Source organism: Streptomyces sp. W16 (assembly GCF_033194735.1).
Taxonomy (GTDB): domain Bacteria; phylum Actinomycetota; class Actinomycetes; order Streptomycetales; family Streptomycetaceae; genus Streptomyces.
On record NZ_JAWOAI010000076.1, the window covers coordinates 1 to 26,061 of the forward strand.

Consider the following 26,061-nt stretch of genomic DNA (forward strand, 5'->3'; position numbering starts at 1 on the left):
CGAGCGCTCGCCCGCGCTGCTGCCGGCCGCACGCGAGCTGGGCGTGCACGGCGTGTGCTGCTTCCCGCTGGGCATCGGGGTCATCCGGATCGGCGTACTGACCCTCCTGTGCGACGGCGAGCGGCGGCTGAGCCGGCAGCAGTACACCGACGCCGCCGCACTGACCGCCGTACTGACCGGCACTCTCCTGAACGGCGACCGACACGACGGGGGCGGGGGCGGGGGCGGGGAGGGTCCAGGGTTCGGCGCGGCCCTGGAGTCTCCCTCGGTGCTGCGTCGCGCGGTCGTGCATCAGGCCACGGGCATGATCAGCGCCCAGCTGGACGTGTCCATACAGGAGGCCCTGCTGCGCCTGCGGGCCCACGCGTACAGCAGTGAGCGGCCTCTTGGCGAGATCGCGGCGGATGTGGTCGCCCGCAGGCTGCGCTTCGACGACGATTTCGACGACGATGTGAGCGGGCCGTACTCGCCCGACGGTGGAAAGGGATGATAGCCATGGCCCGCGAACGACGTCTGGCCGAGATCTTCGTGGAGGTCGCCGACTCACTCGTCGAGGACTTCGACGTCATCGACCTGCTGCACCGGCTCTCCGCGCGCTGCGTGGAGCTGCTCGACGTGTCGGCGGCCGGGATCCTCCTCGTGGACGCGCACGGCGAACTGCAGATCATCGCCGCCTCGGACGAGCACACCCGGCTGCTGGAACTCTTCGCGCTCCAGCACGACCAGGGCCCGTGCGTCGAGTGCTACCGCTCCGGCGCCGCCCGCACCAACATCGACCTGACCCGGGCGGCGGCGACCGGCGCCTGGCCGCACTTCGCCGAGCGGGCCCGCGCGACCGGGTATGTGACCACGCACGCCATCCCGCTGCGGCTGCGCAACCGCGTCGTCGGCGCGCTCAACCTCTTCCAGACCACTCCGCACCGCCTCGGCGACGACGACATCGCGCTGGCCCAGGCCCTCGCCGACGTGGCCACCATCGCGATCCTGCAGCAGCGCACCCTGGAGCAGTCCCATGTCGAGAACAGCCAGCTGGAGAACGCGCTGACCAGCCGCATCCTGATCGAACAGGTCAAGGGCTTTCTGGCGGAGCGCTGGAACACCTCCGTCGACGATGCCTTCGCCGCGTTCCGGAGCTACGCCCGCGCCCGTCACCTGCGTCTGTCGGACCTCGCCGGGCAGATCGTCGCCGGCGACTTCGACACCTCGGCCATCCCGGCACCCGCGACGGCTCAGTCCGGCGACCACGACGGCTGAGCGGCCACGGCGGCGGCCATGAGCGGTTCGGCCGCCTGCTCGGTCGTGTCCGGCGGCACGACCAGCAAATCCCAGCGGCCCCGGCCGGGCGCGAGCAGGACGATGGTGTGCGGGGTGGATTCCAGCTGGGTCCTTCGCAGTCGTACGACCTGGTGGGAAACGAGCAGCCGGCCGGGCATGGCGGACCACGCCGCCCCGTTGACCGTGGCGCTGGTGATGTGGCCCCACTGGCGCGGCAACCCGGCCAGCAGTCCCGGGAGTTCGGCCGGCAGGTCGTACGAGCGGGGCCACCACGCGCCGTCGATGGCCCGCGGCAGGTTCCCGTGGGGGGCCAGGCGCAGGCGCAGGACGGGATGGGAGGGAAGCGGGGGCTGCAGCACGGTGGTCATGAGGCTCCTGCCAACTGCCGTACGGGGACGGGTGGTTCGGCGTCAGGCGCGGCGGGCGGCGACCCGGTCGGGGGTCGGCCAGCGCACGTCGTGGACCCAGCCGGCGCGTTCGAAGAGGCGGATGACGGCGGCCGACGGGTCGATCTGGCCGCGGTCGACGCCGTGCCGGGCGCTGGTGGGGTCGGCGTGGTGGAGGTTGTGCCAGCTCTCGCCGAAGGAGAGCAGGGCCAGCGGCCACAGGTTGGTGGCGCGGTCGTGGTGGCGGGTGCGGAAGGGGCGGTCACCGATCATGTGGCACAGCGAGTTGACGCTCCAGGTGACGTGGTGGAGCAGCGCGATGCGGACAAGTCCCGCCCACAGCAGGCCGGTTACGCCGTACAGCCAGCTGCCGCCGATCGCCCAGCCGAGGCCGAAGGGCAGTGCGAGGGTGAGCAGGCACAGCAGCGGGAAGGCGCGGGAGACGGCCCGGATGTCGGGGTCGGCGAGGAGGTCGGGGGCGTAACGCTCCGGCGGTGTCTGTTCGTTGCGGAACAGCCAGCCGACATGGGCGTCCAGCAGTCCGTGCAACTGGCCCCAGAGGTGGGTGCCGTAGCGGTACGGCGAGTGCGGGTCGCCGGGCCGGTCGGTGAAGGCGTGGTGGCGGCGGTGGGTGGCGACCCAGCCGATGACGTCGCCCTGGAAGCTCATCGACCCGGCCACCGCGAGGGCGACGCGGACGGGGCGGACGGCGCGGTACGAGCCGTGGGTGAGCCCGCGGTGGAAGCCGACCGTGACGCCGAGACCGGTGATCGTGTAGAGGACCACCGCGAGCACGATGTCCACGGGGTGGATGAGCCGCCCCCACAGCAGCCAGCCGGCCAGGCCGAGCCCCACGAACGGCAGGACGACGATCGCCGCCGTGACGCTCACGTATATCCGCGCCGCGCCGTCGCGCACGGCCGGCGGGCCGTCCTCCGGGAACGGGGACGTGCCGTCGTAGGACGGGGGCGGCGGGTCGGTGCCCGTCGGGACGTCCGTCGTGGACGGGGTGGAAAGGATCGACATGGCGGGACTCCTCGGCCGTCGGTGCGGATGGCGCGGCCGGGGTCACGGGCTGCCCCTGGGAAGGGAAGGGAACGCGAGGACAGGACGCCGGACCGGACACCGGCACGTCAAGAGCCCTCGGTTGCTCCACGGTACTCCCGCACGCTCCGGAACGGGCCTGGTCGGAGCGTGCGGGAGTACGGTGGACAGTACTGAGGGCACTTCGCACACCGGTTTCCGCACCGGGTCGTCCTCGGTGAGAGACGAAACCCGTGCTGCCGCAGCGGCGGCCCGGAGACGGGTCCGCATCATGACGGCGACCGTGCAACCCACCCTCCCGCAGCCCGGGCTCGTCGCGGCCCCGGCTGTCCGGCTCACGCTGAAGAGCGGTGCCGCCCGTGGCCTCCTGGACGGTGCGTGGTGGCCCCGCTCCCGGGATCTGCTGAGCGAACTGCCCTTGCTGACCGCCGTGTTGGACCCTCTGTGGGGCCGCATCACCCGCGTCGCCGTCAACCCGACGTACTGGCCGGACATCCCCCGCAAGGTTCCCGTGGCCGGTCACGTCGTCAAGGCCGGCTGGTTCACGGAATTCGACCCGCACAAGCTGCTGCTGCTCACGTACGACAACGGACGCCGGGATCTGCTGGTCGTCCCGCCGGAGACCGGGGCGGAGTCGGCGGCCCGGCTGATGGCCGCCGCGTCCGACCGCGACGGCCCGCAGCTGACCGCGAGCGCGTTCGTCGCCGCGGACGAGGGCCGGCACGGCACCGCCGAGTTCATGCGTCGTCCGGCCTGAACTGTCTTGTGCCGTCGGGCAGTTCCTGGAGCGCCGGGTCCGAGATGCGTGCGATCAGGGCCTTCGTGAAGCGTTCGGCGTGCAGCACCCGGAACGGTCCGGAGCGGTGCGGGCGGGTGGCCGGGTCGACGCGGTCGGTCAGGTTCAGTTGGTTGTGGATGCCCGCGACCGTTTCGTAGGCGTGGGCGAGGTGTTTCTCGCGGTTGTGCCAGTCCGTTGCGGCGAGGGCGGCCGTGAGGACCGGGGTGAGGCGGTGTCCTGCCGTCGTGCGGGCGAAGGCGCTGCCCAGCCATTTGTCGTACGGCGGGTAGCGGCGGTCCATGAGGAGGCACAGGCGCATCAGATGGCGGGTCAGGTGGGCCGCGTTCATGGCGGAGCCCAGTTCGTCGCCCACCTCGCCGCAGCGGCCGACGAAGGCCTCCCGCTCGGCGATGTGCTGCCACTGGCGGGCCAGGACGTGCAGCCAGACGTCGTGGGGATACCAGCGCAGGGTGTGGCGCAGCGGGCCGAGTTGGTGGAGGCCGTCGTGGAAGACCGCGCCCGCGGTGACCTCCGTGAGGAGTCGGGTGGGGGTGGCCAGCCAGTCGGCGGGGGTTGTGCCGTGCGTCGGGTCGAAGCCGAGGGTGTCGGTGAACCAGGCCGTGGTGTGGGTGACTTCGACGCAGTGGTGGGTGGGGTGGCCGTGGAAGGTTCTCGGGAGGTGTTCGGCGAGGTGGTGTCTGATACGGCCCGCGTGCCGGGGGACGTCCCGGGTGCGGAGGAAGAGCTGGAGACGCGGGCCCCAGGTGTGGTCCCGTGAGCGGAGGGTGTCGTAGCCGAGGACCTCGGAACCGCCGCCGATGCGGGCGGCGGAGTGGGGGAGGCCGGGGGCGGTCTCTTCGAGGAGGGGGCGGACGGTTTCTGTGTAGAAACGGCGGGAGATTTCGAGGCCGGGTAAGAAAGTTGGCATATTCGTGAAGCTCATGCGGGGACCCTGCCCAGTCCGCGCATGATCGTGTACACGAATTCGCGTCGCCGTCCCTCAACTCCCGGCCAGTGCGTGGAGCAGTGGCGCCGACCAAGGGCGGACAACTCGCCTGTCAAAAGGGTCACTTGCGTCGCCAGAACGCCATCAGGTCGGCCAGAGCCCGGATGATCTCCGGACGCTCACTGGCCTCGGACTTGCGCAGGGCGATGACGACGGTCACGACGAACATGACGACGAACAAGGCCAAGCAGTACAGCAGCAGTTGCGGCGCGGTCACGGCCAGGTCCTGCATAACGGCCCACATATCGCCCCTCCAAGGCGGTCTGGCCGTCGTCTTCGAGAGAGGTGCGCCGAGGCGCGAACCTCAACGAAGACAGACGGGTGTCTGTCCCCCCACGGCGCCCGCCGGCCGTGAGCCCTTTGCAGGGTGTTCGTTGAGGTCGCGATGACCTATACATTCTGCTCTTTGTTCTGGCGCGGGCGCGTCGACACTTGCTTCCGGGCCCGTTCGGCTGCGTCTACCGGGGAACCCGGACTTCGCCCGAAGGGCCCGTACTGGGCCGTCCGCTCACTCCAGACTACAGCCAGGGCGCGCACGCAACTGGGCTATTCAGAAGGCGGGTTGAGGCGGCGTTCCCAAGCCGGTCAACGCCCCGTCCGTCAGCCGGTACACCGTCCACTCGTCCTGCGGGCGGGCGCCCAGCGCTTCGTAGAAGTCGATCGCGGGGCGGTTCCAGTTGAGGACGGACCACTCCAGGCGTTCGTAGCCGCGGGCGACGCAGATGCGGGCGAGCTCGGTGAGGAGGGCCTTGCCGTGGCCGTCGCCGCGGGCGGTGGGGCGGACGTACAGGTCCTCCAGGTAGATGCCGTGGACTCCGCGCCAGGTCGAGAAGTTGAGGAACCACAGCACGAAGCCGACCGGTTCGCCGGTGGTGTCGTCGGTCGCGATGTGGGCGTGGGCGCCGGGCTGTTCGCCGAAGAGCGCCTCGTGGAGCTGTTCCGGGGTGGCCCTCGCCTCCTGGGGTTCCTTCTCGTAGGCGGCGAGTTCGCGGATCAGGGCGTGGATGACGGGGATGTCGGTGCGGGTCGCGGTGCGGATCATGCCGAGAGGGTAGTGGGGCTCGGATCCTTGCCGGGCTCGGCGGGGTTCGGGGTGTGATCACGGCGGGGGAGCAGGAGGGGGCTGGCCAGGAGCAGGACTCCGGCCAGCGCGATCGCCGTACGCGGGGTGGTGGCCGCGGCCAGTGGTCCCCACGCGGCCGTCGTCAGCGCGATCGCCGCGCTGGTGCTGACCGACCAGGCGGTCAGGGTGCGGGCGACCCGGTCGGAGGCGGTCTGTTCGAGGCGGCTGGTGGCCAGCAGGGGGTTGAAGACGCCGATGCAGGTCACCAGGCCGAGTTGGACGGCGGTGACGAGGAGCATCCCGGGGACTCCGGGCCGGACGAACGCCAGCCCGACGGGCCAGCACGCGCGCAGTACCCCGGAGACCAGCATCACCCTGTGCCGTCCGAACCGGGCCGCGAGCGGGCGCGCGAGGCGTGAGCCGACGAAGCCCCCGGCGCCGGAGGAGGCCGCGAGCACGAGAGCGTACTGCCAGGGCGTGAATCCGAGGTGCCCCAGCATGAGTACGGCGAGCAGCGGCTCGGCGGCCATGATCAGGCCGTTGACCACCATCGCGTTGAGGAGCAGCGGGCGCAGGGTGGGGTGGGCGAGGATGTAGCGCCAGCCGTCGAGCAGATCGCCCGCGCGCAGTCGCGGCCCACCGCTCCGCTCGGGGCGCGGTTCCGTCCCGCCGATGGCACGGATGCCGAGGGCCGAGAGCAGATAGCTGACCGCGTCGGCCACCACCGTCGTCACCGGGCCGAACAGGCCGATCGCGGCCCCGCCGAGCGGGGGTCCGAGCATGGTCGAGGTCCAAGTCGTCGACTCGAAGCGGGAGTTCGCGACCAGCAGGTCCTCCCGTGGCACCAGCGACTTCAGGTACGAGCCACTGGCCGCGTTGAAGGCGATGTTCGCCGCGGCGACCACGACGGAGACGACGAGGAGCTGCGCGAAGGTGAGCAGCCCGAACGCGAACGCGACGGGGACCGTCAGCAGCGCCGCGAACCGGGTCAGGTCCATCGCGATCATCACCGGCCGTTTGCGGCGGAACTCCACCCAAGGGCCCAGCGGTACGGCGACCAGGGCCCCCACCGCCCGCCCCGACGCGGCCAGCACCGCGACCTGGGTCGGCCCGGAGTGCAGCACGAGGATGGCGATGAAGGAGAACGCGCCGAACCCGAGCCCGGTGCCGTACGAGCTGACCGCGAACGACGCCCACAGCCACCCGAACCGGCGCCCCAGCGCTCGCCTGGCCACCCGCACTCCCTCGGTCGAACCATCCCGCGCTGACCTCAGGGATCCAACCCAGGGGTACCCTCGCCGGTCAAACAACCGCCGCGCCGCGAGGCTACAACCACTGGTTGTACTGGCTGGTGTGCGGCCGTTGTCAGTGGCCACCCGTATCGTCGCCGACGTGGATCTCGACGCTGTGCGCACCTTCGTGGCCATCGCGGACGCGGGCCGTTTCCAGGACGCCGCCACGGAGTTGTCGATCACCCAGCAGGCCGTCTCCAAGCGGATCGCCGCGCTGGAGCGGACCGTCGGCGTACGGCTCTTCGCGCGTACGCCGCGCGGGGCCGAACCGACCGTCGACGGGCGGGCGTTCCTGCCGCACGCCCGCGAACTGCTGCGGGCCGAGGCACGGGCGTTCGCCTCCGTGCGCGCCGGCCACCGTGCGCTGCGCGTCGACGTGATCGGGCGCGGGCTCGCTCCGGCGGTACTGCTGCGCGACTTCCATCGCGCGCGCCCCGAGATCGAGCTGGACGTCGTGACCCTCTTCGACGCGGACGCGGCCATGGAAGCCATCCGCTCCGGCACGGTCGACGCGTCCTTCCGCGCCGTCACCATGACCGGCCGACGGCTCCCCGACGACATCGAGGTCAGCCGCGCTTTCGACGAGCCCGTCCAGCTGCTCACCGGTCCGGCCCACGCGCTCGCCGGCCTGCGCACGGTCACCCCGGCCGAGCTGGTCGGGCACCGGATCTGGATGCCCGGCATCGTCCCCGGCACCGAGTGGGCCGCCTACTACGACGCGCTCGCCGCGGCCTTCGGACTCACCATCGAGAGCAGCGGGCCCGATTTCGGGGTGGAGCCGTTGCTGGACACCGTCGCCGGTTCGCGTTCGCTGGCGACCCTCGTGGGCGAGCAGACCCGCCTGGTCTGGCCCGCCGGTCACGACCTGCGGCGCATTCCTGTACGGAACCCGACGCCGGTCTACCCGCACTCCCTGGTCCGGCACCGCGACAACCGGCACCCCGCCCTCGCGGCGCTCCGCGACCACCTCGGCTCGGCCCGCCCCGGCCTTTTTGGCGCGGGGGCCTGGACACCGGCGTGGGCGTGACGTCCACCCCTCAGCCGCGCAGCTGCCGGCCGATCTCCAGGTGGTGCGGCGCGGGCGGCAGCCCGCTCTCCACGGACCACAACGCGTTCTGCAGCACTCGCCCCGGCCTTTTTGGCGCGGGGACCTGGACACCGGCGTGGGCGTAACAACAGACCTAGCCGCGCAGCCGCCGGCCGATCTCCAGGTGATCCGGCTGCGGTGGACGCCCGTCCTCCACCGTCCACAGCGCGTTCTGCAGCACCCGGCCCAGCGTCCAGGCGCGTGCCCTGTCCCGGTCCAGCCCGAGTACTTCCGTCATGGCGTCGAACCGCCACCCGATCTCGTCCGCGTCGAAGCGGTTCCACAGGGCCGGGAGGAGGTCGAAGCCGGGGTCGCCCGCGAGCGGCTTGGGGTCGATGGCGAGCCAGGGGGCGCGGTCCGCGGCCAGCACGTTCTCGAAGTGCAGGTCCCAGTGGAGCAGCCGGTCGCCGGGTTCGCCGGCGACCTCGCGCACCGCCGCCGCGCAGTCCGCGAGCAGCCGCCGCTCGGCCGGGTCGGCGACGTGGGGCAGTACTGCCGAGGTCCGGTGCGGCCACTGTGCCGCGATGTCACCGAGCCGCCGCAGCCCCGCCGGTGCCTCGACGGCCGTCAAGCGGGCCAGCAGCCGGGCGACGACCAGCGTGGCCTCGCGGGAGTCCGGCAGATCCGCCAACACCCGCGCCGAGTCGAGCCGTTCGAGCAGCAGCGTGCCTGTGTCGGCGTCGGCCTCCAGCAGTCGTACGGCCCCGTCGCCGTCCCAGACCCGCAGCGCGACCGGCTCGCCGACCGTCTCCTCGTCCACGTCCTGGAGCTTGAGCGCGGCCGGCGTTCCGTCCGCCCGCAGCACGGGCAGGACCAGCGCGCACCGGCCGTTCATCGACGGTCCGTCGAGGCGCAGCTCCCATTGATCGAGGAACCGCGCGGCCCGCTCCCGGAGAGCGGTGGCGAAGGCCTCTCCCGCGGCCTCTCCCGCCTCCCCGCCGGAACTCTCGTAACTGGCGACCAGCGCGGCCGGAATGTCGATCACGGCTCCGACGATACTTGCGTGCGTGAATCGGCTCATGCGAATTACCCGGGGCCTCCACAGGGTGTGGACGTACGTCCGCAGCGCGCCCGGCACGTATGTCTGGCTGGGGATCCTGTTCGTGACCACGGTCGCCATGCACCACATGTCGCCGGAGTTCGAGCAGGAGTTCCTGCGGCAGCGGTCCACCAACATCCACGAGCTGTCGAACAACCCGGTGCGGGTGCTGTTCGCGAGCGCGATGTGGATCGACGGGGGGCGCTGGCTGCCGTACGCCGTGCTGTACACGGTGTTCCACGCGCAGGCGGAGCGGTGGCTCGGGACGGCGCGGTGGCTGATGGTGTGTGTGGCCGCGCATGTGCTGGCGACGCTGATCAGCGAGGGGGCGCTGCTGTGGGCGGTGAAGAACGGCATGGCGCCGCACTCGTCTGTCGACACCCTTGATATCGGGGTGAGTTACGCGCTTGCGGGGGTGGTCGGGGTGCTGGTGTACCGGATCGCTGTGCCTTGGCGGTATCTGTATGCGGTGGTCGTGGCGGCGGTCTACGGGGTGCCGTTGGCGACGCATCGTACGTTCACCGATCTCGGGCATTTCACCTCCGTGGCGATCGGGCTGGCGTGTTATCCGCTGGTCAGGGGCTGCGGAAAAGCATGGAATCCGAAGGAGACAGTGGCCGCCTTCAGGGGTTAGCGTCCGGATATGAGCGGTTCGGCGAGTGGTTCGGCGAGTGGTGTCGTGAATGGTGGCGTCTCCTTTTGGTACGCGGACGACGGTCTTCCGGCGCGGCGGGAGCCTCTTGGCGGTGACGCCTCCGCCGACGTCGTGATCGTCGGCGGTGGATACACGGGGCTGTGGACCGCGTACTACCTGAAGAAGGCGGATCCCTCCCTCCGCGTCGTGGTTCTGGAGCAGAAGTTCTGCGGTTACGGCGCCTCGGGGCGGAACGGTGGCTGGCTGTACAACGGGATCGCGGGGCGGGACCGGTACGCGAAACTCCATGGGCGGGAAGCCGCCGTACGGCTGCAGAAGGCCATGAACGACACCGTCGCCGAGGTCGTCGCGGTCGCGGAGGAGGAGCGGATCGAGGCCGACGTCCATCGGGGTGGCGTGCTCGAAGTCGCTTGTACGCCTGCGCAGTTGGCGCGGCTGAAGGCTTTTCACGAGCACGAGCTGTCGTACGGCGAGAAGGACCGTGAGTTGTACGGCGCCCGCGAGACCGCCGAGCGGATCCGGGTCGCGGACGCGGTCGGGTCGACGTGGACGCCGCACGGGGCGCGGTTGCATCCGGTGAAGCTGGTGAAGGGGCTTGCGGCGGCGGCCGAGGCGCTGGGCGTTGTCATCTATGAGTCGACGCCGGTGACCGAGATCCGGCCCCGGTGCGCGGTCACGCCGTACGGCGCTGTGCGTGCGCCCTATGTCCTGCGGTGTACCGAGGGCTTCACCGCGAGTCTCAAGGGGCAGCGGCGGACCTGGCTGCCGATGAACTCCTCGATGATCGCGACCGAGCCGCTCAGCGAAGAGCAGTGGGAGTCGGTGGGGTGGGGCGGGCTGGAGACGCTGGGCGACATGGCCCACGCGTACATGTATGCGCAGCGCACCGCCGATGGGCGGATCGCGTTGGGCGGGCGTGGGGTGCCGTATCGGTTCGGGTCGCGGACCGACAACGACGGGCGGACGCAGGCGGCGACTGTCGAGGCGTTGCGGGATGTCCTTGTTCGCTTTTTTCCGTCGCTCGCCGGGCTGCGGATCGAGCATGCGTGGTCGGGGGTGCTCGGGGTGCCGCGCGACTGGTGTGCGACGGTGACGCTGGATCGTTCTACGGGGCTTGGGTGGGCCGGCGGGTACGTCGGCTCGGGTGTCGCCACTACGAACCTTGCCGCGCGGACGTTGCGGGATCTGGTTCGGCTGGACTCCGGGGAGGCTGGGCCCACTGATCTCGTCGCGCTTCCGTGGGTCGGCCACAAGGTGCGCAAGTGGGAGCCGGAGCCGTTCCGTTGGCTGGGGGTGCAGGGGATGTACGCGACCTATCGTGCGGCTGACCGGCGTGAACTGGCCGGGCACAGTGCGGAGTCGTCGCGGTTGGCGCGGGTCGCGGATCGGGTGGCCGGGCGTCACTGAGGGCTGCGGGTGTGTGGGGGGTTCGCCTGTTGTTCGTGGTGAGTCGGCGCCGCGTCGGGGGGTATCCGTCCTCGGAACGGCGCGGAATCGGTGTCTCAAGAGGGCGAGGGTGTTGACGCGCCAACCGCTGCGGGCGGACACCCCCCGACACGTCGCCTTCGCGCCGTACGCGGGCGGCCCGGCCGGTCGGCTCAGCTCACCGACTCCGGTACTGGCGCCGCGTGCTTCGGTGCCCTTGCCGTCACCATCAGGCCCGCTACCAGGCCTGCCAGGAGCATTACGGCTACGGCCCACCAGATGGCGACCGTGTAGCCGTGGACGATGCCCTTGCTGGTGATCAGGGCCTTCTGGGCCGGGGTGTGGAGGTGGGCGGTGATGTAGGCCGTGCTGCTGGTGGTGGCGATCGTGTTGAGCAGGGCCGTACCGATCGAACCGCCCACCTGCTGGGCGGTGTTGACGGTCGCGGAGGTCACGCCCGAGTCCTGCGGAGCGACCCCGGCCGTGGCGGTGGCGAAGACCGGCATGAAGATCAGGCCCATGCCCAGGCCCATCAGGATTAGGCCGGGGAGGAGTTCGGTCGCGTAGTCCGAGTTGACTGTCAGGCGGGTGAAGAAGGACATGCCCGCTGCGGCCAGGATCGCGCCCGGCACCATGAGGGTGCGCGGGGGTACGTGGTGCATCAGGCGGGCCGAGATCTGGGTCGAGCCGATGATGATCGCGGCCGTGAGGGGGAGGAAGGCCATGCCGGTTTTTACGGGGGAGTAGTCGAGGATGACCTGTAGGTAGTAGGTCATGAAGAGGAACATGCCGAACATGCCGATGACTGCCAGGCCCATGGTGAGGAAGCAGCCGGCGCGGTTGCGGTCCTTGACGATGTGGAGGGGGAGGAGGGGGCTGGGGGCTCTGGTTTGCCACCAGACGAAGGACGTGAGCAGTGCGGCGCCTGCGGCGAACAGGGCCAGTACCAGTGAGTCCGTCCAGCCGCGTGGCTCCGCCTCGCTGAAGCCGTAGACGATCGCGACCAGTCCGCCGCAGCCGAGCAGTACGCCGGGTACGTCCAGGCGGGCGCCCGTGTGGCCGGGGCGGTCGTGGAGGAGGGCGTAGGCGCCGACGACTGCGATGACCGCTATGGGGATGTTGACGTAGAGGCACCAGCGCCAGTTCAGGTACTCGGTGAGCAGGCCGCCCGCAATGAAGCCGATCGCCGAGCCGCTGCCCGCGAGCGCGCCGTAGATCCCGAAGGCCTTTCCGCGTTCCTTCGGGTCGGTGAAGGTCGTGGTGAGGAGGGAGAGCGCGGAGGGGGCCAGTACGGCGGCGAAGACGCCCTGTAGGGCGCGGGCGCCGAAGAGCATGCCCGAGGTCGTGGCCGCGCCGCCGAGTGCGGAGGCGCCCGCGAAGCCGATCAGGCCGATGACGAAGGTCCGTTTGCGGCCCACCAGGTCGGCGATCCGGCCACCCAGGAGGAGCAGGCCGCCGAAGGCGAGGGTGTAGGCGGTGATGACCCACTGGCGGTTGCCGTCGGACATGCCCAGGTCGCGTTGTGCGGAGGGGAGTGCGATGTTCACGATCGTCGCGTCGAGTACGACCATCAGCTGTGCGAGAGCGATGATCACCAGGCCCCACCAGCGGCGGGGATCGGGGCCGGCAGCCGCGCCTGATTCACCTGTTCGGGTGACGCTCATCTGCCCAGAAGACCATGAATCGGTGTGTATTGCATCTGCGGGCCCGTCGTGTTTGGTCATGGCTCCAGCACCACCTTTCCCGTTGTTCGCCGGGTCTCCAGTGCTCGGTGCGCTTCCGCCGCGGCGGACAGCGGGAAGCGTTGTACGGCCGGTACGAGTCGGCCCTCGGCGGCCTCGGTGAGTGCCCGCAGTTCGAGGGTTCGGATGGGGCTTGGGCCGCCGGTCTTCTGCGTCATCGTGGAGCCCAGCACTTGTTCGGATATTTGTTTGAGTTCGTACGGTTCTCCGCTCGACCATCCGAAGACGATGTGCTGACCGCCGGGCCCGAGCAACGCCACTGCCTCTCGGGCGATGGCTCCGCCGACGCCGTCGAATACGACGGTCGCTTGCCGGCCGCCCAGCCAGGCCCGTACCTTTTGCGGCCACTGCGGGGTCGTGTAGTCGACGGCCAGGTCGGCGCCGTTCGCGCGTGCGAGGGCCGCCTTCTCGGGGCTGCCGGCCAGGCCGATCACGGTGGCGCCGGCGTGTGCGGCGTACTGGACGAGGAGGGTGCCCAGTCCTCCGGCGGCGGCCGGGACGACCACCACGGAGTCCGTTCCCAGTTCGGTGAACTGCACGATTCCCATCGCCGTGCGGCCCGTTCCGATCATGGCTACGGCCTGTGCGAAGTCCAGGTTCCCCGGGATCTCGTGCACCCGGTCCACATCGACCACGGCCGACTCGGCGTACCCGCCGGGCGCGAATCCGAGGTGGGCGACCACCCGCTTCCCGAGCCACAGCCCGGCGACCCCCTCCCCGAGCGACTCGACGACACCGGCGACCTCGCGGCCGGGGACGGTGGGGAGCGTGGGGAGTTCGGGCAGCGGGCCCTGCTCGCCCCTCCGCAGCACGGTGTCCAGGAGGTGGACTCCGGCCGCGGCTACGGCGATACGGACCTGGCCGGGGTCGGGGGAGGGGGCGTCGACGTGTTCGTAGGTGAGGTTGTCGGCGGGGCCGAAGGTGTGGAGGTGTATGGCATGCATGGGGGTCACTCTTCAACCTCAAGTGTGCTTGAGGTCAAGGGTTCGTCGGTCTCGTTGTCAGTGGTGGGGTGCAGGATGGGGGCATGGCGAGGAGAGCGGCGGGCGGGGCGGGCGGGACGGGTGGAGTGAAGGGGGCGCGGCGGCCGGAGGTGCGGTTGCCGGCGCTGGAGGCTTACGGCGGTGGGGAGTTGGAGCCGGACGGGGACTACGACGGGCTGGAGATCAGGGACGAGGACTTCGCGGGGCAGGACGGCGGGGGCGCCCGCTTCATGGACTGCGCGCTGACCGGCTGCGCGCTGGACGAGACGCGACTGCACCACGCCCGGGTACTGGACTCGGTCCTCACCGGCATACGCGGTGTCGGCACCGACCTCGCGGAGTCGACCCTGCGCGATGTCGAGGTGATCGACGCCAGGATGGGCGGTGTGCAGCTGCACGGCGCCGTTCTGGAGCGGGTGGTGATTCGGGGCGGGAAGATCGACTACCTGAATCTGCGCAAGGCGCGGCTCCGGGACGTCGTCTTCGAGGGGTGTGTGCTCGTGGAGCCGGACTTCCTCGATGCCCGGCTGGAGCGGGTCGAGTTCGTGGACTGCGTTTTGAAGGGGGTGGACTTCACGGGGGTGACGTTCACGGACGTGGATCTGCGCGGGGCGGCCGAGCTGGAGATCACGCGGGGGATCGACCGGCTGTCGGGGGCCGTGATCAGCATGGGGCAACTGCTGGATCTGGCGCCGGTGTTGGCGGTGCAGATGGGGATTCGGGTGGAGGGGTGAGGGGGCGGCTGTCCGGCGCAGGGTGACATCTGTCAGCCCGTCCGGCGTTTGAGGACGAGGCCCCTTCAGGGCCGATGGGGGTCTGGGGGCGCAGCCCCCAGGGACGGCACGTGCAGCTCAGGGCAGCCTGGGAAACTTCGCCTGCAGCGTCCAGATCGCCGGGTTCTCGCCGAGCGCATCGTGCATGTCGACCAGGTCGGCGATCAGATCGTGCAGGAAGTCCCTTGCCTCGCGCCGGAGTTCGGTGTGCGAGAAGGTCAACGGCTCCTCGTCCCGCCGCATCCAGTCCGCCTCCACGTCCACCCAGCCGAAGCGCCGCTCGAAGAGCATCCGGTCCGTGGACTCGGTGAAGTCCAGTTCCGCCCGCTGTGGCCGGGACGCCCGCGAACCCGCCGGGTCCTGGTCGATCCGTTCCACGATGTCGCACAACGCCCACGCGAAGTCGAGCACCGGCACCCAGCCCCAGGCCGTGGCCACCTCCCGGTCCGCCTTGGTGTCGGCGAGATACACGTCACCGCAGAACAGGTCGTGCCGCAGCGCGTGGACGTCGGCGCGCCGGTAGTCGGTCTGCGGGGGGTCCGGGAAGCGGTTGGAGAGGGCGTAGCCGATGTCGAGCACGTAGGTGATGGTGTCACGGTTCGGGAGGGCCGAGGGCGGCCGGAGCGATCACTCACACCGTCCCGGTGGGACGGTCTCCGTCCCCGTTCTGTGCGGCGGCGGCCAGCTCCAGCAGGGGCCAGCCGTCGACCTCCATGGCCTGCGGTTCTTCCGGTCGTGGCAGCCACCCGTGGGCCGCTGCCGCGTCGAGCAGGGCGCGGACGGCGCCGGGTTCGTGCAGGTTGAGGGATGCGCCCCGGACGTAGCCCACGTCCCCGGAGCCCAAGGGGGCGCCGCCCGGGACGTACCGCCCCGGCCCCGCGGCGAAGACGATGCGCAGCGGGCCGCCGGTGCCGGCCGGCTGGGGACGCAGGGTGAGGGTGTGGACGCAGCCCTCAGGCTGACTGTCGGTGTGAGTGTGCCTGTGGCGCAGGCTCCAGAGGTACGTGCGTCCGTTGGCGACGAGTCGGCGGGGCTTCTTGGCGGAGCGGGGCATGGAGCCGAGCGTACGAGCTCCGGACTCATAGGATCGCGGACGTGCCCCGATCCGTACGGCTTGTTCCCATGGCCACCGCCTGCGCGCTGGCCCTCGCCCTGACCGCGTGCACGGGGTCGGGCGCGGCCTTCCAGGGCACACCCGGCGGTTCCGGTGTGGGCGACCCGTACTTCCCGCAGGCGGGCAACGGCGGTTACGACGTCAGCCACTACGCTCTGACCTTCGCCTACAGCCCCGACACCCACCACCTGACGGGCACGGCGGAGATCACGGCCCGAGCCACCCGCGACCTCTCCGCCTTCGACCTCGACCTCAAGGGCATGGAGGTCAAGTCGCTGACGGTCGCGGGCAGGAAGGCACGCTGGACCCGCAAGGGCCAGGAACTGACGGTCCGGCCGCCCTCCACTCTCCCCAAGGGCGGGACGTTCCGGACGACCGTCCGCTACTCCGGCACCCCCGGGACGATCACCGATCCCGACGGCTCGAAGGAGGGCTGGCTGCGCACGGCGGACGGCGCGCTGGCACTGGGCGAACCGACCGGCTCGATGGCGTGGTTCCCCGGCAACGACCACCCTTCCGACAAGGCGACGTACGACATCGCGATCACCGTCCCGAAGGGTCTGCAGGCGGTCTCCAACGGGGAGTTGAGGGCGGAGACGATCAACACCGGCGGTACGGGGACGACTTATCGGTGGCGCACCGCGCAGCCCATGGCGACTTACCTGGCCACGGTCGCGATCGGTCACTACGACATCATCCGTACGACGACGAAGAACGGCCTTCCCGTGTACACGGCGGTCGACCCGCACGAGGCGGCGGCCAGCCGCAAAGTGCTGGCCCGGATCCCGGAGATCATGGAGTGGGAGGAGTACAACTTCGGCCCGTACCCCTTCTCCTCGACCGGCGCGATCGTCGACCGGCGGGGCGACGCGGGCTACGCGTTGGAGACCCAGAACCGCCCCGTCTTCCCCGGCGCCCCCGACACGGCCACCCTCGTCCACGAACTCGCCCACCAGTGGTACGGCGACTCCGTCACCCCGAGGACCTGGCGCGACATGTGGCTCAACGAGGGCTTCGCGACCTACGCGGAGTGGCTCTGGTCCGAGGACCACGGCGGCGACACCGCCCAGGAGACCTTCGACGCGCTCTACGACGGCACCTACTTCGACGACCCGTCCGACGGCGAGGCGGTCTGGGCCTTCCCTCCGGCCCGGCCCAGCTCCGCCGCCCACATCTCCGACAGTCCCGTGTACGAACGTGGCGCGATGGTCCTCCAGAAGATCCGCCGGACGGTCGGTGACGCGCGGTTCTACGACATCGTCCAGGGCTGGGCCGCCGCGCACCGCCACGGCAACGCGACCACGGCGGAGTTCACGGCGTACGTGGAGAAGATGGCGCCGGGGAAGGATTTCGGGGGGATCTGGAAGGACTGGTTGTACGGGGACGGGAAGCCGGCGCACGCCTGACGGGTCGGCCCGGGTCACTCAGCGGGTGTCCCCCAGGGAGATCAGCAGGGTGCGCAGCATCCGGGTCAGCTCGTCGCGGTCGGTGCCCTCCAGGGCCGAGAGGATCTGGATCTGGTTCTGTACGTGGCCTTCCACCACGCGGTCGACGAGGTCGCGCCCGGCGTCGGTGAGCGCGATGTGCAGGCTGCGGCGGTCGCCGGGGACGGAGTCGCGGGTGACGAGGCCGTGGGCGACGAGCCGGTCGACGCGGTTGGTGAGGGCGGCCGAGCCGATCATGACGCTGGAGGCCAGGGCCTTCGCCGTCAGTGGCCGGTCGCTGCGGCGCAGGGTGGCGAGGACGTCGAACTCCCAGGTCTCCATGTCGTACTGGGCGAAGTACTCCTTCAGTCGGGTGTTGACCAGCCGTGAAAGCCGCAGGACGCGGCCGATGGTGCCCATGGCGTCGAGGTCCAGGTCAGTGCGCTGGGCGGCCCACTGGCCCATGAAGTCGTCGACCGCGTCACGGGTGACGGCATCGCTCATGGGGTCACCTCCTGTTCACTATTGCTTCAGCCACATTAATTCGACAACAAACTGTTTGACCGCACCCTAGTCCACGACATAACCTCTCGATGTCAGATAGTTCGACGTCGAAGGACTTGGTCTCATGTCTGTGGAGCCGCTCGCGACGGATCACGCCACCGTGTCCCGGGTCATCCGGTCCCGCCGAAGCATCCGCCACTACCGGCCCGATCCGGTGCCGGCCCCGCTGCTGCGCGAGCTGGTCGAGCTGGCTCTGGAGGCTCCGTCCAGCTTCAACCTGCAGGCCAGGTCCGTCGTCGTGGTGAGTGGTGAGGCGGGGCGCAAGGCCCTGGCCGAGGCCACCGGTGGGCAGCCGCATCCTCAAGAGGCGCCGGTGACGCTGGTGTTCGTCGCCGAGTCCGGCGCCTGGCGCGAGGACCGCGGTGATGTTTGGGAGACGGCGCGGCGGGGCGGTGCGTGGTCCGAGCGGTTCGCCGCCGCCTCGCCCGAGGACGCGCGCCTCTTCCACGAGGACCTGCGGGAGCGCGGTCTGGAGCGTGAGTACGCGGTGAAGGACGCCATGATCGCCGCTTCTTTCTTCATGGTCGCCGCCGAGGCCGCGGGGCTGGCCACCAGCCCGATGAACGGCTGGGACGAGGACGCGGTCAAGAAGGCCGTCGGCATCGACGGCCGGGACGACCTGCACATCGCCCTGCTCGTCCCGCTCGGCCACCCGGCCGAGTCCCGCCGTCACCCGGGGCGCCGGGACCGCTCGCTGACCTGCTTCAGGGAGACGTACGGACGCTGACATCGGCGGGTGCCGGGAACGTGGGGCGTTTCCGGCTGTCCGCGGCACATACACACACGGCCGACCGAACGGCCGTGACAACAAGGGGGGTTGGTCTTCGTGACCACTGTCAACAAGCTCGTCCAGGTCGCCGGCATCATCGACGCCGCGGAAGCCGACATGATCATCGGCGAGGGGGCGGACTGGATCGGCTTCGCGCTGCGCCTGCCGTCCGGCAAGGACGACATCCCGGAGCAGGACGCCGCCGTCATCATCAAGGGGCTTCAGGCCCCGCACGCCGGTGTCCTCATCAGCTACCTCACCGACGCGGAGGAGATCAGCGCCTTCTGCCACGAGCTCGGTGTCGTCGCCGTACAGCTGCACGGTGACGTGGAGACCGCGCAGCTGCGCCGGCTGAAGGAGCTCCGGCCGGAGCTGTTCGTCCTCAAGTCGCTTGTCGTCAAGGCGGACAACGCGGAGGAGCTGCTGCGGCTGGTCGACGAGACGCACCCCTTCGTTGATATGTACATCACCGACACCTTCGACCCGAGGACCGGCGCGAAGGGTGCCACCGGCCTCACGCACGACTGGAACGTCTCCGCGGAGCTGGTCCGCCGTTCGCCCAAGCCGCTGATGATGGCCGGCGGGCTGAACCCGGAGAACGTCGGCGACGCGATCCGCGCCGTCCGGCCCGCCGCCGTCGACGCGCACACCGGCCTGGAGGGCCCCGACGGGCGCAAGGACCGGGCGAAGGTCGCGAAGTTCCTCGCCGAGGCCCGGCGCGCGTTCGACGAGATCGGCTGACCGGTTCGAGGACGTCGGGGCGACCGCAGGGTGAGGGGACACCCCTCCGGTCGTCCGTTCTCTCCGGTCTCTTCCGTGTTCCCGTCGATCTCACCGGACCCTGAGGAGTCACCCGTGACCACGGGCCACAATGTGCACCTGCTTCCGCAGACCGACCAGCTGCGCGCCATCCATACGATCATCCGCGACCGGGACTGCCCCCGCGAGGACTTCGTCTTCTACTCGCGGCGCGTCATCCGCCTGCTGCTCGAAGCCGGCCTGGATCTGCTGCCGTTCACCAAGAAGGACGTCACCACACCGGTCGGTACCAGCTACCAAGGGCTCGAATTCGCCACGAAGATCTGCGCGGTGCCCGTCATCCGGGCCGGCGAGGCCATGGAGGGCGAGCTGCGCTACGTCCATCCGGGCATCCGGATCGGCAAGATCCTCATCCAGCGCGACAAGCGGACCAAGCTGCCGCACCTGTACTACCAGCACCTTCCGGCGGACATCGCCGAGCGGCACGTACTCCTGCTGGAGCCGATGCTGGCCACGGCCGGCTCCGCGATCGCCGCCGTCGACGTGCTGCGGGACGCCGGGGTGCCCGAGAACCACATCGTCATGATCAACTTCCTGTCCTCCCCCGAGGGACTGCGCCGGGTCGCCACCGAGCGACCGCAGGTGAGGATCGTCACCAGCGCGATCGAGGACCGGCTCAACGAGCACGCGTTCATGATCCCCGGCATCGGCGACTTCGGCGACCGGTTCTTCGGCACCACCGACTCCGGAGCCGTCAAGTGAACAGCCAACGCATCGCGGCGACTTCGGCGCTCACCGCGCTCGCCCCGGCCGTCTGGGGATCGACCTACCTGGTCACCACCGAGTTCCTGCCGCCGGACCGGCCGCTGCTCGCCTCCACCCTGCGCGCGCTGCCCGCCGGACTGATCCTGCTGCTGATGACGCGGAAGCTGCCCAGCGGTGTGTGGTGGTGGCGGGCGGTCGTCCTCGGGGTGCTGAACATCGGCGCGTTCTTCTACTTCCTGTTCCTCGCCGCCTACCACCTGCCCGGTGGAGTGGCCGCCCTGGTGATGTCCATCCAGCCGATGATCGTGCTGCTGCTCGGCTCGCTGCTGCTGAAGGACCGGATCCGGCCGCTGCACGTCGGCTCCTGTCTGCTGGCCGCCGCGGGCGTCGCCCTGCTGGTGCTGCAGCCGCACGCCGGCCTGGACGGCGTCGGCGTGGTGGCCGGACTCCTCGGTGCCCTGTCCATGGCCTCCGGCATCGTGCTCACCAAGAAGTGGGGCCGTCCGGGCGACGTCAGCCTGCTCACCTTCACCGGCTGGCAGCTCACCGTGGGCGGTCTGGTCCTGCTGCCCATCATGCTCGTGAGCGAGGACCTGCCGGACCACCTCACCTGGGGCAACGTCGGCGGGTACCTCTACCTCGGCATCATCGGCGCGCTGATCGCCTACGTGCTGTGGTTCCGCGGCCTGTCCCAACTGCCCGCGCTGGCCGCCTCGTTCCTGTCGTTCGCCTCGCCGCTGTGCGCGACGGTCCTCGGCTACCTCTTCCTCGACGAGACCCTGCGCCCGCTCCAACTGGTCGGCGCCGTGGCCGTCGTGGCGGCCGTCGTCCTCGCCCAGCCGCGCAACCGCGGCAAACAGCCCGCACCCGCGCCGCCCGCGCGCGCCGCCAGTCGGGTCTGAGCGACACATCAACCAATCCGGGGGGATCGAACACCACATGAACACCCAGCCACCGATAACCGGCGTGTTCTCCAAGCCCGCGTCACTGCGCGGCCTGCTCACCCACCAGGCCCGCCTGCGTCCCGACGACATCGCCCTCACCACCTCCGAGGGCCATGTCACCTTCCGCCAACTCAAGGACGGGGCCGACCGGTTCGGCGCCCACCTGGCCGCGCTCGGTGTCACACCGGACACCTGCGTCGGCCTCTACGCCGAGCCGTCCGCCGACCTGATGACCGGCGTGTGGGGCATCCTCACCGCCGGCGCCGCCTATCTGCCGCTCTCGCCCGACTACCCGGAAGCCCGGCTCAGGTACATGGTCGAGAACTCCGGGGCCGAAGTCGTCGTCACCCAGCCGCACTTGCGCGAGCGCGCCCTCGCCCTCGTCCCCGAGGGCACCACCGTCGTCACCCTCGCCGACGCCTCCGGGCAGGCGAGCGCGTCGCTGCCGGACTCGCGCGGCGACCATCTCGCCTACGTCATCTACACCTCGGGCAGCACCGGCAGGCCCAAGGGCGTGATGATCGAGCAGCGCAGCATCGTCTCCCAGCTGCGCTGGCTGGCCGACTGCGGACACCTCGGCCCCGGGGCGTCGATCCTGCAGAAGACGCCGATGAGCTTCGACGCCGCGCAGTGGGAGATCCTGGCCTGCGCCGTCGGCGCCCGGGTCGTGATGGGAAGTCCGGGGCTCTTCCGGGACCCCGAGGCCATCATCACGATGATCTGCGAGCACCGGGTGACCGCGCTCCAGGGCGTGCCCACCCTGCTGCAGGCGCTCGTCGACACCGAGGAGCTGACCGCCTGCACCTCGCTGACCCGGCTCTTCTCCGGCGGCGAGGCCCTCACCGCCACGCTCGCCAAGGACCTGTTCACGGCGCTGCCCGCGGTGTCCCTGGTCAACCTCTACGGACCGACCGAGACCACGATCAACGCCACCTCGCACTGGGTCGACCCGGACGTCCTCGACGGGGCGTCCGCCGGGATCCTGCCGGTCGGGGTGCCGGCCGACCACGTGACCTGCTACATCCTCGACGAGAACAGACAGCCGGTCGACATCGGCGAGAGCGGCGAGCTGTTCATCGGCGGGGTCCAGCTCGCCCGCGGCTACATCGGCCTGCCCGAGACGACCGCCCAGCGGTTCGTCACCTCGCCGTTCAACCCGACCGAGCGCCTGTACCGCACCGGCGACCTGTGCATGTGGAACGCGGACGGGACCATCCAGTTCACCGGCCGCAGCGACAACCAGGTCAAACTGCGCGGCTACCGCGTGGAGTTGGAGGAGGTCGCCTCCCGGATCGAGGAGCACACCTGGGTGCGGCGCGCCGCGGCGGTCGTCACCGACGATCCGCGCACCGGGAGCAAGTCCCTTGTGGCGGCGGTGGAGTTGAACGAGCGGACGGCCGCGGTGATGGACCAGGGGCGCAGCGACGCCGCCCACCACCAGTCGAAGGCGTCGAAGCTCCAGGTGAAGGCGCAGCTCTCCGACCCGGGCGTGCGGAGTCGGGAAGAGCTGACTGGTCGTCAAGTCATCGCGCTGCCCGGCAAGTCGGCCACCGCGGAGCAGCGCCGGGAGGCGTTCGCCCGGAAGACCTACCGGTTCTACGACGGCGGTCCTGTCACCGCCGACGACCTCCTGGCCCTGCTCGCCCCCCGCCCCCGTACGCAGGGCGTACCGTGCGCGCTCACCGAGCTCAGCCTGGAGGAGTTCGGCCAACTCCTGCGCTGGTTCGGCCCGTTCCGCAGCGCGGAGCGGCTGCTGCCGAAGTACGCCTACGCTTCACCGGGCGCCCTCTACGCCACCCAGACGTACCTGGAGATCGACGGCCTGTTCGGGCTGTCCGGCGTCTACTACCACCACCCCGCCGAGCACACCCTCGTTCGCGTCGGCGACCTCGCCGAGCAGCTCACCGGTCCTGTGCTGCGGGTGCACTTCCTGGGCCGTACGCGAGCGATCGAGCCCGTCTACAAGAACAACATCGTGGAGGTGCTGGAGTTCGAGGCCGGCCACATGGTCGGTGTCTTCGAGGAGGTCCTGCCCGGCTACGGCCTGACCATCGGCCCCGTCGGCTTCGACCCGGGCGTCACGGCGCGGCTCGACGCCGCCGAGGGCGACCGCTACCTGGGCACCTTCGAGATCACCGCGGACCACGGCCTGCCGCGCCCGGACCAGGTGGAGCTGTTCGTGCAGGCGCACGGCGACCGGGTGGCGGGGCTGGCGGAGGGCCTGTACCGGTACCGGGACGGCCAGTTGAGCCGGATCGGCGCGGAGACCGTCGAGCGGCGCCATGTCATCGCCATCAACCAGGGCGTGTACGACCGGGCCGCGTTCGGGATCAGCGCCGTCTCCCGGGCCGGCCAGGACTGGCAGCGCTACCTCGTGCTGGGCACGCTGCTGCACCGCCTCCAGCGCGTCCCGGGGATGGGCCTCATGTCGTCGGGCTACTCGTCGAAGACGGGCAACCCGCTGTCCGCCGCCCGCCGCCTGGACGAACTGCTCGCCGCCGCCGGGGTCCCGGCCGCCCCGGCCTCGTACTTCTTCGTCGGCGGCCGGATCAGCACCGGGCAGGCAGCGCACGAGGGCATGAGCGAGGACGCCGTGCACACCAAGGGCCCCGCGGAGATGATCCGCGACGACCTCGCGCGGTTCCTGCCGGACTACATGATCCCGGCCCGCGTGGTGGTGGTGAACGAACTGCCGCTCACCGCGAACGGCAAGATCGACGCCAAGGCCACGGCCCGGCTGCCGGAGGTGAGCGCGCAGCGCGGCGCGTCGGCGTACGTGGCACCCGCGACGGCGACCGAACGGTGGCTGGCCGCCGAGTGGGGCCGGATGCTGAAGTACGACGACGTCTCCACCCAGGACGAGTTCTTCGCCTCGGGCGGCAACTCCCTGCACGCCGTCGCGCTCGTCAACCGGATCAACCGGGAGTTCGGCGCCGCCCTGCCCCTGCAGGTCGTCTTCGAGTCCCCGCGGCTGGCAGACCTCGCCGCCCGCGTCGACGACGGCGCCCCCGGGCGCGCCTCCCGCCTGGTGCCGCTGCACACCGCGGGCACCGCGGCCCCGGTGTACTGCTGGCCCGGCCTGGGCGGCTACCCGATGAACCTGCGGCTGCTCGCCCAGGGCGTGGACCTGGACCGTCCGGTGACCGGCGTCCAGGCCCACGGCATCAACCCGGGCGAGGTGCCCCACGGTTCGATCCGGGAGATGGCGATGGCCGACGTGGCGGAGATCCGCCGGGGCCGGCCGTCCGGGCCGTACACGCTGTGGGGGTACTCCTTCGGCGCCCGGGTGGCCTTCGAGGCGGCCTGGCAGCTGGAGCAGCTCGGCGAGAAGGTCGAGAACCTGCTGCTGATCTGCCCCGGCAACCCCGAGGTGCGTACGGAGGACGGCCGGCGGTGGGGCCGCGAGGCCTCGTTCGCCAACCCGGCCTACGTCGCCATCCTGTTCTCCGTCTTCGCGGGCACCGCGCACGGCCCGGCCGTCCAAGCCTGCCTGAGGCAGGTCACGGACGAGGACTCCTTCGTCGCCTTTGTCCACGACCGGCTCCCCGCACTCGATGCAGGAACGATTCGCCGCATCACCCGGATCGCCGCCGGGACCTACGAGTTCGAGTACAGCTTCCGCGAGCTCCAGGAGCGCCGGATCGAGGCGCCGGTCACGGTCTTCAAGGCCCGCGGCGACGACTACTCCTTCCTGGAGAACAGCTCCGGATACTCCGCCCAGCCGCCGACGGTCGTCGACCTCGACGGCGACCACTACGGGGTGCTGAAGAAGCACGGGGTGGGCGAACTCATCGGCCGCATACGGCAAGTGACGGTCAGTCAGTAGATGTCGGTAGGTGTCAGCAGGAAAGGAACGCGGTCGTGCCGCACATCAGCATCAAGCACTTCCCCCGCACGTTCACCGAGGCCGAGAAGGCCGACCTGGTCGCCGCGCTGACCGAGACCGTCACCCGGGTCTTCGGCACGGACGCGGGTGCGGTGTCCCTCGCGGTGGAGCCCGTCGAGCCAGTGGTGTGGATGGAGCGCGTCCATCGGCCCGAGATCGAGGCCAAACCCCACCTGCTGTGGAAGCAGCCGAACTACTCCCAGCCCCTCCCCACCGAACCCATCGCAACCACCGAAGGAACCCGATGACCGCCCGTATCCCGATCGTCCACTCCGAAGAGGTCCATGAGGCCCTGCACGAGGGCCGGCCGGTCGTCGCGCTGGAGTCCAACGTCATCACCCACGGCCTGAAGTACCCGCAGAACGCGGAGACCGCGTACGAGGTCGAGGCCGCCGTCCGCAAGGGCGGTTCCGTGCCGGCGACGATCTGCGTCGAGGACGGCGCGATCCGGGTCGGCATGACCGAGCAGGACATCGAACGCTTCGCGTCCGGCACCGGCATTCCCAAGGTCTCCAGCCGCGATCTGCCCGTGGTGCTCGCCCGCCGCGGCCCGGGCGCGACCACCGTCGCGTCCTCGCTGGTCGCTGCCGAGCTGGCCGGGATCCCGTTCTTCGCCTCCGCCGGCCTCGGCGGCGTCCACCGGGGCGCCGGGACCACCATGGACATCTCCTCGGACCTGATCCAGCTCACCCGTTCCAAGGTCGCGGTCGTCTGCGCCGGCGCGAAGATGATCCTCGACCTGAAGCTGACCATGGAGTACCTGGAGACGCAGTGCGTCCCGGTGATCTCCCACGGCTCCGACGACTTCCCCGCGTTCTACTGCGCCTCCAGCGGCGTCCGGTCCCCGCACCGCATCGACGACGAGGACCTGATCGCCGAGGTCGTCGCCACCCACTGGGCCACCGGCCACGCCGGCGGGATCGTCCTCACCACTCCGCCCCGGGCCGAGGACGCGGTCGACGCGGCCGAGGCCGAGGCCGCGATCCGGGACGCGCTCGCCCAGGCCGAGCGGGACGGTGTCACCGGCCAGGGCCTCACCAAGTACCTGATGCACGCGGTCGACCGGGCCACCGGCGGCCGTACCGCGCAGGCCAACATGGCCGTCCTCATCTCCACCGCCGAGGTGGGCGGGCGCCTGGCCGCGGCCTACGCCCGCCACGTGGCCGACGGTTCCTGACCGCCGTTTCCCCGCGACCCCCACCCGTGCTGTCCCCGGAGGGCTCCGCCCCCGGACCCCCGCTCCTCAGACGCCGGAGGGGCTGAGTTCCTCAGCCCGTCCGCGTGGCCT

The 26,061-nt window shown here is 70.7% G+C and carries 27 protein-coding genes; 15 read left to right on the forward strand and 12 right to left on the reverse strand.

Features of this window, described 5'->3' with window-relative positions:
• Both R6V09_RS13065 and R6V09_RS13070 read left to right on the forward strand, forming a co-directional pair.
• On the forward strand, positions 1 to 490 hold a 490-nt coding region (locus tag R6V09_RS13065; RefSeq protein WP_317881563.1), incomplete at its 5' end, for an ANTAR domain-containing protein.
• Positions 487 to 1,254: a GAF and ANTAR domain-containing protein gene (locus R6V09_RS13070; RefSeq protein ID WP_317881564.1), complete on the forward strand. Its 768-nt coding sequence runs from the start codon at positions 487 to 489 to the stop codon at positions 1,252 to 1,254. The genes R6V09_RS13065 and R6V09_RS13070, both read left to right, overlap by 4 nt.
• Here the strand turns inward: R6V09_RS13070 and R6V09_RS13075 are convergent.
• On the reverse strand, positions 1,230 to 1,643 hold the full coding sequence (locus R6V09_RS13075; RefSeq protein WP_317881565.1) for a DUF5994 family protein: 414 nt from the start codon (positions 1,641 to 1,643) through the stop codon (positions 1,230 to 1,232). The genes R6V09_RS13070 and R6V09_RS13075 overlap by 25 nt on opposite strands.
• Before the next feature lie 42 nt (positions 1,644 to 1,685).
• Positions 1,686 to 2,687 carry an acyl-CoA desaturase gene (locus tag R6V09_RS13080; protein WP_317881566.1) on the reverse strand — a complete coding sequence of 334 codons (1,002 nt, stop codon included), beginning with the start codon at positions 2,685 to 2,687 and terminating at the stop codon, positions 1,686 to 1,688.
• Positions 2,688 to 2,976: 289 nt separating this feature from the next.
• Here R6V09_RS13080 and R6V09_RS13085 point away from each other — a divergent pair, with 289 nt between their 5' ends.
• Entirely contained in the window at positions 2,977 to 3,462 is a 486-nt protein-coding gene (locus R6V09_RS13085) for a DUF5994 family protein (protein ID WP_442810039.1), read from the forward strand.
• Here the strand turns inward: R6V09_RS13085 and R6V09_RS13090 are convergent.
• The 4 genes from R6V09_RS13090 to R6V09_RS13105 all read right to left on the reverse strand — a co-directional run bounded on the left by R6V09_RS13090 (position 3,443) and on the right by R6V09_RS13105 (position 6,787).
• Positions 3,443 to 4,411 carry a DUF4037 domain-containing protein gene (locus R6V09_RS13090; RefSeq protein WP_442810040.1) on the reverse strand — a complete coding sequence of 323 codons (969 nt, stop codon included), beginning with the start codon at positions 4,409 to 4,411 and terminating at the stop codon, positions 3,443 to 3,445. The two genes, R6V09_RS13085 and R6V09_RS13090, sit on opposite strands and share 20 nt — an antisense overlap.
• Before the next feature lie 139 nt (positions 4,412 to 4,550).
• Positions 4,551 to 4,706, reverse strand: coding sequence for a hypothetical protein (locus R6V09_RS13095; RefSeq protein WP_317881567.1), 156 nt, complete (start codon positions 4,704 to 4,706; stop codon positions 4,551 to 4,553).
• Positions 4,707 to 5,039: 333 nt separating this feature from the next.
• A complete protein-coding gene (locus R6V09_RS13100) occupies positions 5,040 to 5,531 on the reverse strand; it encodes a GNAT family N-acetyltransferase (protein ID WP_317881568.1) in 492 nt (163 codons plus the stop codon).
• Positions 5,528 to 6,787 (reverse strand): MFS transporter, encoded by a 1,260-nt coding sequence (locus R6V09_RS13105; protein WP_317881569.1) that lies wholly within the window; start codon positions 6,785 to 6,787, stop codon positions 5,528 to 5,530. Before R6V09_RS13105 ends, R6V09_RS13100 begins: the two co-directional genes overlap by 4 nt.
• 157 nt (positions 6,788 to 6,944) lie before the next feature.
• On the opposite strand from R6V09_RS13105, the gene R6V09_RS13110 reads away from it, so the two are divergent.
• Positions 6,945 to 7,871: a LysR family transcriptional regulator gene (locus tag R6V09_RS13110; protein WP_317881570.1), complete on the forward strand. Its 927-nt coding sequence runs from the start codon at positions 6,945 to 6,947 to the stop codon at positions 7,869 to 7,871.
• Between the two features lie 154 nt (positions 7,872 to 8,025).
• Here the strand turns inward: R6V09_RS13110 and R6V09_RS13115 are convergent, their stop codons facing one another.
• Positions 8,026 to 8,952, reverse strand: a complete 927-nt coding sequence (locus tag R6V09_RS13115; protein WP_442810042.1) for an aminoglycoside phosphotransferase family protein — start codon at positions 8,950 to 8,952, stop codon at positions 8,026 to 8,028.
• On the opposite strand from R6V09_RS13115, the gene R6V09_RS13120 reads away from it, so the two are divergent.
• Positions 8,951 to 9,604: a rhomboid-like protein gene (locus R6V09_RS13120; protein WP_317881572.1), complete on the forward strand. Its 654-nt coding sequence runs from the start codon at positions 8,951 to 8,953 to the stop codon at positions 9,602 to 9,604. The two genes, R6V09_RS13115 and R6V09_RS13120, sit on opposite strands and share 2 nt — an antisense overlap.
• 9 nt (positions 9,605 to 9,613) lie before the next feature.
• Positions 9,614 to 11,032: an NAD(P)/FAD-dependent oxidoreductase gene (locus tag R6V09_RS13125; protein WP_317881573.1), complete on the forward strand. Its 1,419-nt coding sequence runs from the start codon at positions 9,614 to 9,616 to the stop codon at positions 11,030 to 11,032.
• A gap of 191 nt (positions 11,033 to 11,223) precedes the next feature.
• Here the strand turns inward: R6V09_RS13125 and R6V09_RS13130 are convergent, their stop codons facing one another.
• Positions 11,224 to 12,714 carry an MFS transporter gene (locus R6V09_RS13130; protein WP_317881574.1) on the reverse strand — a complete coding sequence of 497 codons (1,491 nt, stop codon included), beginning with the start codon at positions 12,712 to 12,714 and terminating at the stop codon, positions 11,224 to 11,226.
• Between the two features lie 56 nt (positions 12,715 to 12,770).
• On the reverse strand, positions 12,771 to 13,736 hold the full coding sequence (locus R6V09_RS13135; RefSeq protein WP_317881575.1) for a zinc-binding dehydrogenase: 966 nt from the start codon (positions 13,734 to 13,736) through the stop codon (positions 12,771 to 12,773).
• An 83-nt stretch (positions 13,737 to 13,819) separates the two neighbouring features.
• Between R6V09_RS13135 and R6V09_RS13140 the strand changes: the two genes are divergently transcribed.
• Entirely contained in the window at positions 13,820 to 14,509 is a 690-nt protein-coding gene (locus R6V09_RS13140; protein ID WP_317881576.1) for a pentapeptide repeat-containing protein, read from the forward strand.
• Between the two features lie 117 nt (positions 14,510 to 14,626).
• Here R6V09_RS13140 and R6V09_RS13145 read toward each other — a convergent pair whose 3' ends face one another.
• Together R6V09_RS13145 and R6V09_RS13150 are read right to left on the reverse strand one after the other, a co-directional pair.
• A complete protein-coding gene (locus R6V09_RS13145; RefSeq protein WP_317881577.1) occupies positions 14,627 to 15,127 on the reverse strand; it encodes a hypothetical protein in 501 nt (166 codons plus the stop codon).
• 52 nt (positions 15,128 to 15,179) lie between these two features.
• A complete protein-coding gene (locus tag R6V09_RS13150) occupies positions 15,180 to 15,602 on the reverse strand; it encodes a hypothetical protein (RefSeq protein ID WP_317881578.1) in 423 nt (140 codons plus the stop codon).
• Between the two features lie 41 nt (positions 15,603 to 15,643).
• Between R6V09_RS13150 and R6V09_RS13155 the strand changes: the two genes are divergently transcribed.
• A complete protein-coding gene (locus R6V09_RS13155; protein ID WP_442810043.1) occupies positions 15,644 to 17,068 on the forward strand; it encodes a M1 family metallopeptidase in 1,425 nt (474 codons plus the stop codon).
• Between the two features lie 18 nt (positions 17,069 to 17,086).
• Here R6V09_RS13155 and R6V09_RS13160 read toward each other — a convergent pair whose 3' ends face one another.
• Positions 17,087 to 17,590, reverse strand: coding sequence for a MarR family winged helix-turn-helix transcriptional regulator (locus R6V09_RS13160; protein WP_317881579.1), 504 nt, complete (start codon positions 17,588 to 17,590; stop codon positions 17,087 to 17,089).
• Between the two features lie 124 nt (positions 17,591 to 17,714).
• Here R6V09_RS13160 and R6V09_RS13165 point away from each other — a divergent pair, with 124 nt between their 5' ends.
• The 7 genes from R6V09_RS13165 to R6V09_RS13195 all read left to right on the forward strand — a co-directional run bounded on the left by R6V09_RS13165 (position 17,715) and on the right by R6V09_RS13195 (position 25,950).
• Positions 17,715 to 18,377 carry a nitroreductase family protein gene (locus R6V09_RS13165; protein ID WP_317881580.1) on the forward strand — a complete coding sequence of 221 codons (663 nt, stop codon included), beginning with the start codon at positions 17,715 to 17,717 and terminating at the stop codon, positions 18,375 to 18,377.
• A gap of 99 nt (positions 18,378 to 18,476) precedes the next feature.
• Positions 18,477 to 19,160: a phosphoribosylanthranilate isomerase gene (locus tag R6V09_RS13170; protein WP_317881581.1), complete on the forward strand. Its 684-nt coding sequence runs from the start codon at positions 18,477 to 18,479 to the stop codon at positions 19,158 to 19,160.
• A 114-nt stretch (positions 19,161 to 19,274) separates the two neighbouring features.
• A complete protein-coding gene (gene upp / locus R6V09_RS13175) occupies positions 19,275 to 19,940 on the forward strand; it encodes a uracil phosphoribosyltransferase (RefSeq protein ID WP_317881582.1) in 666 nt (221 codons plus the stop codon).
• A complete protein-coding gene (locus R6V09_RS13180; RefSeq protein WP_317881583.1) occupies positions 19,937 to 20,845 on the forward strand; it encodes an EamA family transporter in 909 nt (302 codons plus the stop codon). Before upp ends, R6V09_RS13180 begins: the two co-directional genes overlap by 4 nt.
• Before the next feature lie 37 nt (positions 20,846 to 20,882).
• Positions 20,883 to 24,713, forward strand: coding sequence for a non-ribosomal peptide synthetase family protein (locus tag R6V09_RS13185; RefSeq protein ID WP_317881584.1), 3,831 nt, complete (start codon positions 20,883 to 20,885; stop codon positions 24,711 to 24,713).
• 35 nt (positions 24,714 to 24,748) lie between these two features.
• A complete protein-coding gene (locus tag R6V09_RS13190) occupies positions 24,749 to 25,021 on the forward strand; it encodes a tautomerase family protein (RefSeq protein WP_317881585.1) in 273 nt (90 codons plus the stop codon).
• Positions 25,018 to 25,950 (forward strand): pseudouridine-5'-phosphate glycosidase, encoded by a 933-nt coding sequence (locus tag R6V09_RS13195; RefSeq protein ID WP_317881586.1) that lies wholly within the window; start codon positions 25,018 to 25,020, stop codon positions 25,948 to 25,950. Before R6V09_RS13190 ends, R6V09_RS13195 begins: the two co-directional genes overlap by 4 nt.
• Positions 25,951 to 26,061: the final 111 nt, after the last annotated feature.

Coding starts and splice junctions, on each gene's coding strand:
- R6V09_RS13140 (WP_317881576.1), top strand. CDS start 13,820: ATGGCGAGGAGAGCGGCGGGCGGGGCGGGCGGGACGGGTGGAGTGAAG.
- R6V09_RS13080 (WP_317881566.1), bottom strand. CDS start 2,687: ATGTCGATCCTTTCCACCCCGTCCACGACGGACGTCCCGACGGGCACC.
- R6V09_RS13165 (WP_317881580.1), top strand. CDS start 17,715: ATGTCTGTGGAGCCGCTCGCGACGGATCACGCCACCGTGTCCCGGGTC.
- R6V09_RS13150 (WP_317881578.1), bottom strand. CDS start 15,602: ATGCCCCGCTCCGCCAAGAAGCCCCGCCGACTCGTCGCCAACGGACGC.
- R6V09_RS13100 (WP_317881568.1), bottom strand. CDS start 5,531: ATGATCCGCACCGCGACCCGCACCGACATCCCCGTCATCCACGCCCTG.
- R6V09_RS13090 (WP_442810040.1), bottom strand. CDS start 4,411: ATGCCAACTTTCTTACCCGGCCTCGAAATCTCCCGCCGTTTCTACACA.
- R6V09_RS13085 (WP_442810039.1), top strand. CDS start 2,977: ATGACGGCGACCGTGCAACCCACCCTCCCGCAGCCCGGGCTCGTCGCG.
- R6V09_RS13185 (WP_317881584.1), top strand. CDS start 20,883: ATGAACACCCAGCCACCGATAACCGGCGTGTTCTCCAAGCCCGCGTCA.
- R6V09_RS13075 (WP_317881565.1), bottom strand. CDS start 1,643: ATGACCACCGTGCTGCAGCCCCCGCTTCCCTCCCATCCCGTCCTGCGC.
- R6V09_RS13195 (WP_317881586.1), top strand. CDS start 25,018: ATGACCGCCCGTATCCCGATCGTCCACTCCGAAGAGGTCCATGAGGCC.
- R6V09_RS13160 (WP_317881579.1), bottom strand. CDS start 17,590: ATGAGCGATGCCGTCACCCGTGACGCGGTCGACGACTTCATGGGCCAG.
- R6V09_RS13115 (WP_442810042.1), bottom strand. CDS start 8,952: ATGAGCCGATTCACGCACGCAAGTATCGTCGGAGCCGTGATCGACATT.
- R6V09_RS13130 (WP_317881574.1), bottom strand. CDS start 12,714: ATGAGCGTCACCCGAACAGGTGAATCAGGCGCGGCTGCCGGCCCCGAT.
- R6V09_RS13120 (WP_317881572.1), top strand. CDS start 8,951: ATGCGAATTACCCGGGGCCTCCACAGGGTGTGGACGTACGTCCGCAGC.
- R6V09_RS13135 (WP_317881575.1), bottom strand. CDS start 13,736: ATGCATGCCATACACCTCCACACCTTCGGCCCCGCCGACAACCTCACC.
- R6V09_RS13125 (WP_317881573.1), top strand. CDS start 9,614: ATGAGCGGTTCGGCGAGTGGTTCGGCGAGTGGTGTCGTGAATGGTGGC.
- R6V09_RS13070 (WP_317881564.1), top strand. CDS start 487: ATGATAGCCATGGCCCGCGAACGACGTCTGGCCGAGATCTTCGTGGAG.